The organism is Pseudomonas sp. GL-RE-29 (genome assembly GCF_019947275.1).
Classification (GTDB): Bacteria; Pseudomonadota; Gammaproteobacteria; order Pseudomonadales; family Pseudomonadaceae; genus Aquipseudomonas; species Aquipseudomonas fluorescens_A.
Genome location: NZ_JAGYGD010000032.1, coordinates 1 through 13761 on the forward strand (window position 1 = coordinate 1; position 13761 = coordinate 13761).

14 protein-coding genes are annotated in these 13761 nt (G+C 60.2%); 11 read left to right on the plus strand and 3 right to left on the minus strand.

From position 1 onward, the window contains the following. The 6 genes from KGB21_RS22600 to KGB21_RS22625 form a co-directional block, all read left to right on the plus strand. Positions 1-312 (plus strand): DUF3274 domain-containing protein (locus KGB21_RS22600; protein WP_223506777.1); only part of this gene is annotated, 312 nt, incomplete at its 5' end. Next, on the plus strand, positions 309-1991 hold the full coding sequence (locus tag KGB21_RS22605) for a DUF2875 family protein (protein ID WP_223506778.1): 1683 nt from the start codon (positions 309-311) through the stop codon (positions 1989-1991). The genes KGB21_RS22600 and KGB21_RS22605, both read left to right, overlap by 4 nt. Positions 1992-2180: 189 nt before the next feature. Continuing rightward, positions 2181-2894, plus strand: coding sequence for a GntR family transcriptional regulator (locus KGB21_RS22610; protein ID WP_223506779.1), 714 nt, complete (start codon positions 2181-2183; stop codon positions 2892-2894). After that, on the plus strand, positions 2891-3889 hold the full coding sequence (locus tag KGB21_RS22615) for an ADP-ribosylglycohydrolase family protein (RefSeq protein WP_034151071.1): 999 nt from the start codon (positions 2891-2893) through the stop codon (positions 3887-3889). The genes KGB21_RS22610 and KGB21_RS22615 overlap by 4 nt, the downstream gene beginning before the upstream one ends. A 215-nt stretch (positions 3890-4104) precedes the next feature. Further along, positions 4105-5571 carry a purine-cytosine permease family protein gene (locus tag KGB21_RS22620; RefSeq protein WP_223506780.1) on the plus strand — a complete coding sequence of 489 codons (1467 nt, stop codon included), beginning with the start codon at positions 4105-4107 and terminating at the stop codon, positions 5569-5571. Next, entirely contained in the window at positions 5564-6493 is a 930-nt protein-coding gene (locus KGB21_RS22625) for a PfkB family carbohydrate kinase (RefSeq protein WP_223506781.1), read from the plus strand. Before KGB21_RS22620 ends, KGB21_RS22625 begins: the two co-directional genes overlap by 8 nt. A gap of 140 nt (positions 6494-6633) precedes the next feature. Here the strand turns inward: KGB21_RS22625 and KGB21_RS22630 are convergent, their stop codons facing one another. The 3 genes from KGB21_RS22630 to KGB21_RS22640 all read right to left on the minus strand — a co-directional run bounded on the left by KGB21_RS22630 (position 6634) and on the right by KGB21_RS22640 (position 8556). Then, positions 6634-6888 (minus strand): hypothetical protein, encoded by a 255-nt coding sequence (locus KGB21_RS22630; protein ID WP_034151069.1) that lies wholly within the window; start codon positions 6886-6888, stop codon positions 6634-6636. Between the two features lie 39 nt (positions 6889-6927). After that, positions 6928-7266 (minus strand): hypothetical protein, encoded by a 339-nt coding sequence (locus KGB21_RS22635; protein ID WP_034151068.1) that lies wholly within the window; start codon positions 7264-7266, stop codon positions 6928-6930. 84 nt (positions 7267-7350) lie between these two features. Further along, on the minus strand, positions 7351-8556 hold the full coding sequence (locus KGB21_RS22640) for an MFS transporter (RefSeq protein WP_223506782.1): 1206 nt from the start codon (positions 8554-8556) through the stop codon (positions 7351-7353). Between the two features lie 186 nt (positions 8557-8742). On the opposite strand from KGB21_RS22640, the gene KGB21_RS22645 reads away from it, so the two are divergent. The 5 genes from KGB21_RS22645 to KGB21_RS22665 all read left to right on the plus strand — a co-directional run bounded on the left by KGB21_RS22645 (position 8743) and on the right by KGB21_RS22665 (position 13736). Further along, positions 8743-9225 carry a GNAT family N-acetyltransferase gene (locus KGB21_RS22645; protein WP_034151066.1) on the plus strand — a complete coding sequence of 161 codons (483 nt, stop codon included), beginning with the start codon at positions 8743-8745 and terminating at the stop codon, positions 9223-9225. A gap of 199 nt (positions 9226-9424) precedes the next feature. Further along, positions 9425-10417, plus strand: coding sequence for a 2-dehydro-3-deoxygalactonokinase (locus KGB21_RS22650; RefSeq protein ID WP_034151065.1), 993 nt, complete (start codon positions 9425-9427; stop codon positions 10415-10417). A 19-nt stretch (positions 10418-10436) separates the two neighbouring features. Next, complete coding sequence (locus KGB21_RS22655; RefSeq protein ID WP_034151064.1) at positions 10437-11057, plus strand: 2-dehydro-3-deoxy-6-phosphogalactonate aldolase; 621 nt, start codon at positions 10437-10439, stop codon at positions 11055-11057. Between the two features lie 48 nt (positions 11058-11105). Beyond that, the gene (gene dgoD, locus KGB21_RS22660; protein ID WP_007903915.1) at positions 11106-12254 is read left to right on the plus strand and encodes a galactonate dehydratase; all 1149 of its coding nucleotides are present in this window, start codon (positions 11106-11108) and stop codon (positions 12252-12254) included. Between the two features lie 171 nt (positions 12255-12425). Continuing rightward, a complete protein-coding gene (locus KGB21_RS22665; RefSeq protein WP_223506783.1) occupies positions 12426-13736 on the plus strand; it encodes an MFS transporter in 1311 nt (436 codons plus the stop codon). Positions 13737-13761 lie beyond the last annotated feature (25 nt).

Below are 13761 nucleotides of genomic sequence, written 5' to 3' on the forward strand. Positions count from 1 at the left end.
ATTCTGCGCAGCCCGGAAAACCAGCGTTGGGTGACGGCGATGGACATTGCCATTGGCCAGGCGCACTGCCTCGATAATCCGTTCATGCGTGAGGTGTTGGTGGCGATTGCGGATTGGAAGATGGACACAAAACAGTTCGACTACGTCATTAAGTTACCGGGTTGGTCGCGCCTCAGTACCGACGCTCAAGCGTTGGTAGAGGCGAGTTATTTTTATTATCAGGAAGGGGAGTTCCCCTCGGCCAACTTGGTACCAATCACCCCACCTTCACTACTGATTGGGCCTCCTTTAGAAAAAGGTGTAATCAAATGAAGGCTCAAAAATATGGACAGCTGAGACCCAAACTAAAAGGCTACTTACTTATAGCCGGTATGTTACTGCTTCTTTGGCTTGGCTTCGTCTGGCTCGTCCAAATCAAGGCACAGGAACTCAACATGGAGCTGCGTGACATGAACCCGGTACTGCGCTGGGGTATTGCAGCTATTTTGAGTCCGATGTTGCTCATCTTCAGCGTTCATTGGTGGGGCAAGGCCGTGGCCAGTGAAAAGGCGGGGCTTGCCGCTTACAAAGCCAACGTCATGGCGCAAATCGCCGAGCAGCAGGCCACGCAAGAGCGGACTTACGCGCTGGAAATCCGGGGAGTAGGGCTAACTGTGGATGATTGGCATCAATCATCGATATGGCGAGAAACCAAAAAAACAAACAACAACTTCACTTCAATCTATTCACGTGACCCCAAGGACTACGATTCTTCTTTGAGTTCTCGGAAAATCACCAGGGATATCAACATTCGAGTGGCCTTCAAACATTCAGCGAACGGGTCAGTAGCGTATTGGCCAATCCCTGTGTTTTCCATCGCGCCGCCCAAGCAACCGTCAGATACAGGGGCTGCGAGTAACATTCTTAACGGTCGCAATGCCGCCACACTCGGGGTCACGCTGTTTTTGTGGCAGGACGCCGAAAACACAACCCATGCTCAGGGCATGATCGAGCGATTGTTCCAGTTCTTTGATGACAACCCCGAAGTGCCCCAGGCCTTGATTGTGAGCGAGGATGGCGACGTCACGCGAGACGGTTTGCGGGTCGCAGGCACTCCCGGGTTACAGAACAGCCAAGTCGTCCCGACGATATACGAAAGCATGACCGGGTTGCTGGTCACCCGATCGGATCGGGTGGATCGGTATATTCGCCGCTATGCCACCCACGAGCGTGAGGATAATCAGAACAAAAGTACTGATTTGGGCAAGCTATGGGCGTTTTATTGGGAACACTCGCCTAAGTTCAGAAAAGTATATGAAGAAGGCAAGCGCGCTGAGGGTATTAAGCACCCCTATGGCCCCGGCACCATGTCCACCGCCTACTGGCAATCCCAACTCCCCACCCTCTGGAAAACCATCAGCAACCGCGGACCAGGAGAATTCCAACCCTCGCCCTGGTTGCCCATCCGCTGGGCCCAGCACCAGGTCAAAGAATTCGACGCCGCGCCGGTGCTGGGTTACTTGCACCGCCCGATCAAGGTCTCGATGCAGGATGAAAACGGCAAACGGCTAAAACCGGCGCTGCAGGCCAGGGCCTTGCAGGCAGGCTGGTTACAGGCGCTGGATACCCTACCCGAAGGGCAGAAACCGGTGCGGGTGTTCTACGACACCACCGACAACCAGGAGGCAGAGTTCGCCCTGACCAACGCCTTGCACAGCCTGAATACCGACGGCCACGGTATCGACCCGGGCAATGTCGACGAGGGTTACAACATCGGACGACGCTTGGGCAATACCGGGGTCAGCAGCGCACTGGTGGAAATCAACCTGGCCACCATCGCCAGCTACCTCGACGGTGGAGCCAGTGCCGTGGTTTACGCCGGTGCAGACGGTAGCCTGACGGTACAAATGATCCACCCACCGGACGCGGCGCGCAAAGAGAAAAACCGCGAGAACCGTGGCGCCGACCCGTTCAAGTTCGGTTCCCCTAGCGGTGGCGTAGCCAGACCATGAATCATCCTGTCTGCCTAGGGGATGCCACCAGCAGCAGCGGCACCGTGGTTTCCTGCCAGCTTGAAAGCATAGATCCTGAACGCGAACTCGCTGAGCCCTGTACATCGCGCTCGACACAAGCAAGCCCTTTGGCCATATGCCGTAAATAGTCCTTGCCGATCCCAACCCGTTTCGGTTATCAATTTGTACATGATTAGACAGGTACGATTTGACAAGAAACAACGGGTGGTCAACGAGCTCATCCGGCGCATTGAAAGCGGCCTTATGGAGGACGGCTTTCATCTGCCGGGCGAGCATCAGTTGGCTGAAGAATTCAAAGTCAGCCGAGGTACTTTGCGTGAAGCCCTGGCCGAGTTGAAACGGCGCAACTACATCGCGACGCAAAGCGGGGTCGGTTCCATCGTCACCTTCGACGGTGTGGCGCTCGACCAGCGCAGCGGCTGGGCCCAGGCCCTGGCCGACAGCGGCGCGCTGGTCAACACCGAATTGCTGCGGCTGGAGGCGGTGACCCGTCCGGACTTGCTGTCACGTTTCGGCATCGACCAATTCATCACCCTCGACCGTCGTCGCCGCTCCAATGACGGCACGCTGGTGTCCCTCGAACGTTCACTGATGCCCGCCAGCGGAGGCCTGGAAAGCCTGCCGCGTGTCGGCCTGATCGACAATTCTCTGACCATCACCTTGGCGGCCTACGGCTATATCGGTGAGCGCGGCGATCAATGGATTGGCGCCGAACCGCTGAACGCCGAAGACGCTGAACTGTTGGGTCGCCCGGTCGGAACGGTGTTCCTCAAAGCATTGCGCACCACCTACGACCGGCAAAACCGTTTCATGGAACAGGTGGAAAGCCTGCTCGATCCCGTGCACTTCCGTCTGCACCTGCAATTTGGAAACTCGAAATGACCGCGCTCAATCGTGCCTTGGGCGCGTTCTACGGCCTGGCGCTCGGCGATGCGCTGGGCATGCCGACCCAATCCCTGAGCCGCGCCGAGATCAAGGCGCGCTTCGGCGAAATCACCGACCTGCAAGACGCCGGCCCGGATCAACCGATCGCTGCCAACATGCCCAAAGGCTCGATCACCGATGACACCGAACAGGCGATCCTGGTCGGACAGTTGCTGATCGATGGCAAGGGCTGGATCGAACCGGCGCTGCTTGCTCAACGCCTGATCGAATGGGAAGCCGAGATGCAGGCCAAGGGCTCGCAAGATTTGCTCGGCCCCTCGACCAAACGGGCCATCGAAATGATCCTCGCTGGTCATTCGCCGGAGGAAGCAGGGCGCTACGGCACCACCAATGGTGCGGCGATGCGCATCACTCCGGTAGGGATCGCCGCGGATGTCGCCCATCCCGAGCGTTTCATCAGGGCCGTGGTGCAGGCCTGTCAGGTCACCCACAACACCACGCTGGGGATTTCCAGCGCAGCGGCAGTGGCGGCGGTGGTTTCAGCCGGGATCAATGGCATGGACCTGGGCGAGGCGTTGAACCTCGGCCAGCAAATCGCCCAGCAAGCCGAAAGCCATGGCCACTGGGTCGCTGGCGGGCGCATTGCTTCGCGCATCAGTTGGGCGCGCAGCATCAGCGTCGACAGCGACAAGGCATTGCTCGCCGATTTGCTGTACGACGTGATCGGCACGTCGGTGGCATCACAGGAATCGGTGGTGGTGTCGTTTGCCCTGGCCCAGCAAGTGGCCATCGGCGAAATGAACGCCTTCGAAGCGCTGTGCATGGCTGCGAGCCTTGGCGGCGACACCGACACCATCGCGGCGATACTTGGCGCGATGCTCGGGGCCTGCCTGGGTCTTGAGAGTTGGCCTGTGGAGATGATCGACACTGTTAAGGCGGTGAACGATCTTGAGTTGGAGCCCTTGGTACAGCAACTGCTGACTCTGCGCTGATTTTAGGGTCGACCCGATTTCCCGTGGCGAGGGAGCTTGCTCCCGCTCGGCTGCGCAGCAGTCGTAAACTCTGACGACTCGGTGTGCCTGCCTCACTACTGTCGCAGGTTTTGGGGCTACTTCGCGGCCCAGCGGGAGCAAGCTCCCTCGCCACAAATGTCTTATCGTTTTGCGTCATTGCCACAACCACAAAAATGGCAACAGGAGCATTTTTCATGAGTACATCAAACGCCGGGCAGAGTGCCGGGCAACTGGAAACCCGTGGCATCGAACCGGTGCCGGAAGCCGAGTGCAATGGTCACCCCTTGCAGCTGTTCTGGGTCTGGTTCGCCGCCAACATTTCCATTCTCGGCCTGCCGCTGGGCGCGACGCTCGTGGCTTTTCGCGGCTTGGCGATCTGGCAGGCAATCATTGTTGCGATCCTAGGTGCCGCCGGTTCCTTCGCGGTGGTCGGGATCATCTCCATCGCCGGTCGCCGTGGCCGTGCGCCGAGCCTGACCCTGTCGCGGGCGATCTTTGGTGTACGCGGCAATATCGGCCCGACCCTAGTCTCGCTGATGTCGCGCCTGGGCTGGGAAACCGTCAACACCACCACCGCCGCGTTCGTGTTGCTGTCGCTGTGTTCGATCCTGTTCGGCTCGCCGGTTGAAGCGAAAAGCGCGCCGCTGCTGACCTTGCTGTTCATCGCAATTTTCGTACTGCTGACCTTGTCGGTGTCTGGCCTCGGTCACGCCACTCTGCTGGTGATCCAGAAGTGGGCGACCTACGTGTTCGGCGCGCTGAACATTCTGGTCGGTGGTTTCCTCTGCGCCACCATCGACTGGAGCGCGGTGTTCAACGCTACGCCTGCGCCAATGAGCGCCATGATCATCGGCGTCGGCACCATGGCGGCGGGCACCGGGATCGGTTGGGCCAACGCCGGCGCGGACATGTCGCGCTACCAGCATCGCAGCGTCAAAGCCGTGCGCCTGGTGGCGTCGGCGGCCTTCGGTGCGGGAATTCCACTGGTGCTGTTGATCACCCTCGGCGGTTTGCTGTCGGTGGGCAACAACGACCTGGCCCAAGCCACTGATCCGATCATCGCGATCCGCGACATGTTGCCGACGTGGATGGCCGTGCCTTACCTGATCACCGCGTTCGGTGGCTTGCTGCTGTCGAACAACCTGTCGGTGTACTCCGCCGGCCTGACCACGCTGACGCTCGGTTTGAAGGTCAAGCGCGTCTATGCTGTGGTGGTCGACATCGTGGCGATCTTCGCCGGCTCGATCTACTTCATGTTGATCGCCGACAGTTTCTACGGCCCGTTCATCACCTTCATTTCCCTGCTGGCGGTGCCGATCACCGCGTGGGTCGGGATCTTCGTGGTCGACCTGATTCACCGTCATTACTACAGCCCCAAGGATCTGCTGGACGTCAGCCCGAGCAGCGCCTATTGGTATCGCGGCGGCGTCGAGTGGCGCGCGTTCGGTGCCTGGGCGGTGGCGATCGTGCTGGGCTTCAGCTTCACCACCATCGGCACCACGGCAGAAAATGTCTGGTTCAAAGGCTTCCTGTCCGACTCATGGCTGGGCCATAACGGCCTCGGCTGGATCGTGACCTTTGTGGTCGCCGGTGGCATTTATTGTGTACTCGGCGGGGCGAAGGATCGTCGTGCTGCGCTGACCGAGAATGCTCATGCCTAAGATGTTGCACACCGGCCAGGTCATCATCGACCTGGTCATGGCCGTGGATAAATTGCCGCAAGCGGGTGGCGACGTGCTGGCGCAGTCCGCCAGTTTCGAAGCCGGCGGCGGCTTCAATGTGATGGCCGCTGCGCAGCGTAACGGTCTGCCGGTGGTTTACCTTGGTCGCCACGGCACTGGGCGTTTCGGTGACTTGGCCCGTGAGGCGATGAACGTGGAAGGCATCCAGATCGGCATTGCTGATCGTGCCGAACGCGATACCGGACTGTGCGTCGCCATCACTGATGCCTCCGCCGAACGCAGTTTTGTGTCCTATATCGGTGCCGAAGGTGAGCTGTCTGCTGAAGACCTGGCCAGTGTGCCGGCCGAGGCGGGGGATTATGTCTACGTCAGCGGCTACAGCCTGTTGCATGCGGGTAAAGCACAACCGTTGGTGGACTGGGTGCTGATGCTGCCGGAAGGCGTCAACGTGGTGTTTGATCCGGGGCCGCTGGTGGATTCGCCGGATGCGCCACTGATGCAGGCGTTGCTGCCGCGCATCGATGTGTGGACCAGCAATAGCGTCGAAGCGCTGAAGATTACCGGCGCGACAGACATCGCCCAGGCATTGGATCGACTGGTCGCGTACCTGCCGCGCGAGGTGCTCATGGTGGTGCGTGACGGGCCGCAGGGTTGCTGGATCAGCCAGGGTTCAGAGCGCAGGCATGTGCCGGGATTCAAGGTCGAGGCCGTGGACAGTAATGGTGCCGGTGATGCCCATGCTGGGGTGTTTGTTGCAGGATTGGCGCAGGGCTTGTCGGCGTTTGACGCGGCGCGCCGGGCCAATGCGGCTGCGGCGTTGGCGGTGACACGGTGGGGGCCGGCAACTTCGCCGGGGGCTGCTGAGGTTGATGAGTTGATCCGAAATATATTCGGCGCCTGAACCATCGTTATCGCTAGCAAGCCAGCTCCTACAGATTTTCTGTGTCCGACACAAATCCCCTGTAGGCGCGAGCCTGCTCGCGATAGGTCCACCAGCTTCAATACAAAACCCGGCTAAATGCCCGGCAATGTGAAGCGCCGTCAGGCATCCAGCTTGCGCGCCGCCTCAACCCCGGCAGCGCTGAGTTTGATCGGCAGGTTCAGCGTATGCTCGCCCGCTTCGTTGCATACCACGTGCCCATGTTGGATCAGCCCGCGTTCCTGCAAGGTGGCGAGGGTGCTGGCCACGACTTTCTCCCCCCGGTAATTGTCCAGGACCTCCTTGCCCAGGCCACTTGGGTGGGCGTGCAGCAGGCGGGTCAGGACTTCTTTTTCCAGGTTTTTATCGACGTTCATGGTTACCTCTTCATGGCGATGGGTAGGTATTGCGGCGAATTACTGGCTGGCCCCACCTTCCGAGCCCGAACCACCCGTTGTGGTTTTCGATCCCACGCCAGGGCCGGCGTTATCGGGTGTCTTGGTGTCTGGAAGGTTCAAACCACCTTGTCGGCCGGTGTCGTTGCCCTGGGTCCGTGGGTCGGTGCCGGTGGAGGGTGGCAGGCTGTTGTCGACGCCCGTGCCGTCGGTGTTTATGCCGGGGGCGCTTTGGATGGCAGGGGCTTTGGGGCTTTCGACCGGGTTGGTCGGTCCCGTGCCAGCGGCGGTGGTTGCAGCGATGGCGAACGGGGACAGCAGGGCGGCGAGGGCGAGGGCGGTCAACCGGGACGAGATCATGGTGGTGTCTCCATTGATTTAAAGTCCTTACCTGATGTTGGTCCGCCCCCGTTTCGAATTGGTGCCTGACCGACGACGAACGGTTCAGGCCCGTTGCAACGCCCTGGTTGTGCAGACTCGACGCCAGATCAACCGGCCCACGGTGATCAGCCAGTTGAACAGGGCTACCGCCATGACGGTGAGCAGCAATGTCGCCATGCCCTGTTCGACGATGATTTTCCCGGCGAGTAATGGAAAGCCAAACACGCCGATAAAATACGACAGGCTGAACAGCAGCAAGGATTGCGCGGTGGTGCCGTTCGGTGCGTCATTGGCAGCGAGGCCGTTGATCACGGAGTACGTCAGGCCGTAGCCAACCCCAAGCATCGCCGCCGCGAGCACGTAGCTAAAACCGTCGTTGACCGCGAAACCGAACATCAGGATCGAACCCAGCATCAACCCCGACAGCAGGCAGGATGCGCGCAACGGATCGCGCTTGACCACGAAACCGGCAATCAACAGGCGACTGCTGATCGCCGCGCTCATGAAGCCCAGGAAGAACAGCGAATAGTCGAGCGAGCGCGCCGCTGCGTAACTGGTCTGGAAACTCGACAAGCCACCGAAAACGCAACCGCCGAGGCCGACCATGATGATCGCAAACACCGCCCTGGACGACAGCACCTGAGCCGTTGCACGCCAGGAAATCCGCGACACTGCGGTTGACTGCAGCGTCGCGTTTTTCAGTTGTCGATCAAGGCGCCAGAACAGCAGCACCCCAACCAGGCTTGACAGCGCAGCGAGATAAAATGCCGCCGTCAGCGGATAGCCGAGAGCGCTTGCGGCGCGCCCTAGCAACGGGCCGCTGCCGATCCCGGTCATCATGCTGCCCGACAGCAGCGCGAAGTATTTGGCCCGTTGCGCGGGCGTCACCAGGCTCGCGACGATGATCGGCCCAAGCGTGTAGAACACCCCCCAACCCAATCCCAGCAGCAGTCCGAAAAACAGCAGCAGATGGCCGAAACCTGGCGACAAGGCGAAGCCCAGACTGGCGGCCACCAGCAAGATGCCGAACAACGCCACTGAACGCGCGGCACCGAGCACGTCGGACAAGTGACCGGACACAATCACAGCCGCAAAAGTGCTGAGCATCGCCGTCGAAATGACACTGCCGGCATCGTGCTCATTGCCTCCGCGCGAGCCGATCAACAGCGACAGCAAAAAGGTCGAGCCGTAGGACAACGACAGCAGATAACTGGCCAGGCAAAACAAGCCGAACAGTTTGCCGGAGACTGGTGGTGTTGCAGTGGACATGACGCGGTTCCTTGACCCGATAGATACCCAAGTCATTTATCTATCACGCAAGGCGACTATGTTAGGTCCGAGGTTCGCGATGCCAGGGTTAGCGCCGGCCGGAGTAAGTCGCAATAATTCCCGCAGTTGAAAGGTTTTTCTGTGGCGACTTAGTATGGCGTTTTCAACTTTTGACAAGGCATGTCCATGACGATCGAAATCCGCCCGGCGACCCCCAGTGATGCCCCGCAAATTCTCGCGTTCATCACGGAGCTGGCCGACTACGAACGTGCCCGCCATGAAGTCATCGCCAGCGTCGCCGACATCGAGCGCAGCCTGTTCAGCGAAGGCGCGACCGCCCACGGCCTGATCTGCCTGCGCGATGGCTTGCCGATCGGATTTGCGGTTTTCTTCTTCAGCTATTCGACGTGGCTGGGCAGCAACTGCCTGTACCTCGAAGACCTCTACATCACCCCGGAACAACGCGGCGGCGGTGCGGGTAAAACCCTGCTGCGGCACCTGGCGAAAATCGCCTGCGCCAATGATTGCGGGCGGTTTGAGTGGAGCGTGCTGGAGTGGAACACGCCGGCCATTGATTTCTACAAGTCTCTGGGCGCGCAGCCGCAGGAAGAGTGGGTTCGGTATCGCATGGATGGGGCCGTGCTGCGGGATTTTGCTTCGGGTAATTGATCGCCCTTAAAAGATCGCAGCCTTCGGCAGCTCCTACAGGAAACGCATTCCAATGTAGGAGCTGCCGAAGGCTGCGATCTTTTTTTATGCGCACAAACAAATCCCGATATATGGGAGTGACATTTATATATTGAGATTTTCCAGTATCTGGGTTTATAGTCCCGCTCACTCACTGCCAAAAAACAGAACAGGTGAAGCGATGCGGGCGCAATTGATCGCGCTGGATTGGGGGACAACCTCACTACGTGCTTACAAACTTGCCGCGGGTGGCCAGGTGCTCGAACAGCGTTCGCTGTCGTCGGGGATCATGCAGCTGCCCAAGGCGCCGCGAATCATCGCCGGGCGGGAATGCGCCGACGGTTTTGAACTGGCCTTCGACGAGGCTTGCGGTGACTGGCTCGACGAACAACCAAACTTGCCGGTGATTGCCTGCGGCATGGTTGGCAGCGCCCAGGGCTGGCGCGAAGCGGCCTACTGCGATACGCCGGCGAATGTCGCCAATCTCGGAAAATCCCTACAAACCGTACGCAGTCTTCGTGGTGTTGATGTGCACATCGTGCCGGGCGTGATTCAACGCTCGCGCCTGCCGAACGTGATGCGCGGCGAAGAAACCCAGGTACTCGGCGTGCTGCAAAACCTGTCGAGCGAGGCGGGCGCTGACGTGCTGATTGGCCTGCCGGGCAGCCATTCGAAATGGGTGGAAGTCACCGATGGCTGCATCGTCCATTTCGACACCTTCATGACCGGCGAAGTCTTTGCGGTGCTCAGCGAACACAGCATTCTGGGGCGTACCCAGCAGCGCGGCGGATCGTTCGATAGCGAAGCCTTCGATCGCGGCGTGCAAGTGGCCTTGTCGGCGGACGGTGAAATCGGCGTGCTGTCGACCTTATTCAGCGCCCGCAGCCTGGGGCTTACCGGTGAACTGAGCGCCACCGCGCAACCGGATTATCTATCCGGGCTGATGATCGGCCACGAATTGTCGGCATTGGCCAGCGTCCAGCGCCGTCGACGCAACAGCGTGCATCTGCCGTCAATCATCCTGATCGGCAACACCCAACTCTGTACGCGTTATAGCCGCGCCCTCGATGCCTGCGGATTTGCCCGGGTGACCCTGGCCGAGCAAGCCACCGAACGCGGGTTGTGGCAACTGGCGCAAGCCGCCGGCCTGGTCACGCCCAATCCATCCCGTTAAACCTGACTGGAGTCCTGACATGCTTAAACAAGCACTGGCGCAAAACGGTCTGATCGCGATCCTGCGCGGCCTGCGTCCACAAGAAGCAGCGGCTATCGGAGAAGTCCTGTACGCCGCCGGATTTCGCGTCATCGAAGTGCCGCTCAATTCCCCTGAGCCGTACGAAAGTATCCGCATCCTGCGCAGTAGCTTGCCCGCCGATTGCCTGATCGGCGCGGGCACGGTGCTGACGCCGGAGCAGGTCGAGCAGGTGAAAGCCGCGGGCGGTCAGGTGATCGTCATGCCTCACAGCGATCCCAAGGTGCTGCGTGCGGCGAAGGCTGCCGGCCTGTTCCTGTCGCCGGGTGTTGCCACGCCGACCGAAGCCTTCGCGGCGCTGGCCGAAGGCGCGGATGTGCTGAAGATGTTCCCGGCCGAGCAGATGGGGCCGGCGGTCGTCAAAGCCTGGCTCGCGGTGCTGCCGGCGGGAACGATTCTGGCGCCGGTCGGCGGGATCACTCCGGACAACATGCAGGTGTTTATCGACGCCGGCGTCAAAGGTTTCGGCCTTGGTTCCGGTCTGTTCAAACCGGGCATGACCCCGGAGCAAGTGGCGGCCAATGCCAAGGCCTATGTCGCTGCCTGGAAATCCCTTCGCTAAGACTTTTTTGGCGCTGCGAGCGCTGCATCTAACAAGAGAGACAATCAGATGAAAATCACCAAACTGACCACCTTCATCGTTCCGCCGCGCTGGTGCTTCCTCAAGGTCGAAACCGACGAGGGCGTCACCGGTTGGGGCGAGCCCGTGGTCGAAGGTCGTGCCCACACCGTTGCTGCTGCCGTTGAGGAATTGTCCGACTACCTGATCGGCAAAGACCCACGCAACATCGAAGACATCTGGACAGTGCTCTATCGCGGCGGCTTCTACCGTGGCGGCGCAATCCACATGAGTGCCCTGGCCGGTATCGACCAGGCGTTGTGGGACATCAAGGGCAAGGCGCTCGGTGTGTCGGTCAGCGACTTGCTCGGTGGTCAGGTGCGCGACAAGATTCGCGTGTATTCGTGGATTGGCGGCGACCGTCCGGCGGACACCGCGCGGGCAGCGAAAGAAGCGGTCAGCCGTGGTTTCACTGCAGTGAAAATGAACGGCACCGAAGAGCTGCAATTCCTCGACAGCTTTGAAAAAGTCGACCTGGCCCTGGCCAACGTCGCCGCCGTGCGGGACGCGGTCGGCCCGAACGTTGGCATCGGTGTCGACTTCCATGGCCGAGTGCACAAGCCAATGGCCAAGGTGCTGATGAAGGAACTCGACCCGTACAAACTGATGTTCATCGAAGAGCCGGTGCTCAGCGAAAACTACGAAGCGCTGAAAGAACTGGCACCGCTGACCAGCACGCCGATCGCCCTGGGTGAGCGGCTGTTCTCGCGCTGGGATTTCAAGCGTGTGCTCAGCGAAGGCTACGTCGACATCATCCAGCCAGATGCGTCCCACGCTGGCGGCATCACCGAAACCCGCAAGATCGCCAACATGGCCGAAGCCTACGACGTGGCGCTGGCGCTGCATTGCCCGCTGGGCCCGATCGCGCTGGCGGCGTGCCTGCAACTGGACGCGGTTTGCTACAACGCGTTCATCCAGGAGCAGAGCCTGGGTATCCATTACAACGAGAGCAACGACCTGCTGGATTACGTCAAGGATCCACGGGTGTTCGACTACGACAAAGGCTTCGTGAAAATCCCGAACGGCCCGGGCCTGGGGATCGAGATCAACGAGGAATACGTGATCGAACGCGCCGCCGTCGGCCACCGCTGGCGCAACCCGATCTGGCGTCATGCCGATGGCAGCTTTGCCGAGTGGTGAGTGCCACCTGACACACCGCAATATCCTTGTAGGAGCCGGCTTGCTGGCGATAGCGGCGCATCATCCAGCATTGATGTTGCCTGACACTCCGCCATCGCCAGCAAGCCGGCTCCTACAGGGATAGCGCCAGTCTAAGAACGACCTCAATAAACATAAAAAGAGGCACTCCCCATGCAACCGCAAACCCTCACCGGGCAGGCGTCGTTGGCGGCGCCCAGCCGCAAGCGTTTTTTCATCATGGTGCTGCTGTTCATCACCGTGGTGATCAACTACCTGGACCGCAGCAACCTGTCGATTGCCGCGCCGGCGCTGACCAGCGACCTGGGCATCGACCCCATTCACGTCGGCCTGATTTTCTCCGCGTTCGGCTGGACCTACGCCGCCATGCAGATCCCCGGCGGATGGCTGGTGGACCGGGTGCCACCGCGTATCCTCTACACCGTTGCGCTGCTGCTGTGGTCGATTGCCACGGTGATGCTCGGGTTCGCCGGCAGCTTCATTGCGCTGTTCGTCCTGCGCATGGCGGTTGGTGCCCTGGAAGCACCGGCGTATCCGATCAACAGCCGCGTGGTCACCACCTGGTTCCCGGAACGCGAGCGCGCCACAGCCATCGGTTTTTACACCTCGGGGCAGTTTGTCGGCCTGGCCTTTCTGACGCCGGTGTTGGCCTGGCTTCAGCACGAATTCGGCTGGCACATGGTGTTCGTCGCAACCGGCGCGGTGGGTATTCTCTGGGCGGTGATCTGGTACGCGGTGTATCGCGAACCGCGTGATTTCAAAGGCGCCAATGACGCAGAAATTGATTTGATCCGCGAGGGCGGCGGGCTGGTGGATATCCAGGCCGAACAAGCCAAGGTCAAAGCCAAATTCAGCTGGACCGATCTGGGCATTGTCCTGACCAAGCGCAAACTCTGGGGCATTTACCTCGGCCAGTTTTGCCTCAATTCGACACTGTGGTTTTTCCTGACGTGGTTCCCGACCTATCTGGTGAAATATCGCGGCATGGACTTCATCAAGTCTGGCCTGCTGGCGTCGCTGCCGTTTCTCGCGGCGTTTGTCGGCGTGCTGTGTTCCGGGTTCTTCTCGGACTTCCTGATCCGTCGCGGCTACAGCGTAGGGTTCGCCCGCAAGTTGCCAATCATCAGCGGCTTGCTGATTTCTACCTCGATCATCGGCGCCAACTTCGTCGAGTCAACGCCGCTGGTGATTGCCTTCCTCGCGTTGGCGTTCTTCGGTAACGGCCTGGCTTCGATCACCTGGTCGCTGGTTTCCACCCTCGCACCGGCGCGGTTGCTGGGATTGACCGGTGGCGTGTTCAACTTCATCGGCAACCTGTCGGCCATCGCCACGCCCATCGTCATCGGTTTCCTCGCCAGCGGTGATTCGTTTGCCCCGGCAATTACCTACATCTCGGTTCTGGCGTTGATTGGTGCGCTTTCCTACATCTTGCTGGTCGGCAAGGTCGAGCGTATCAAGTTGTAGTCGTGGCACGCGGGCGACCATAATG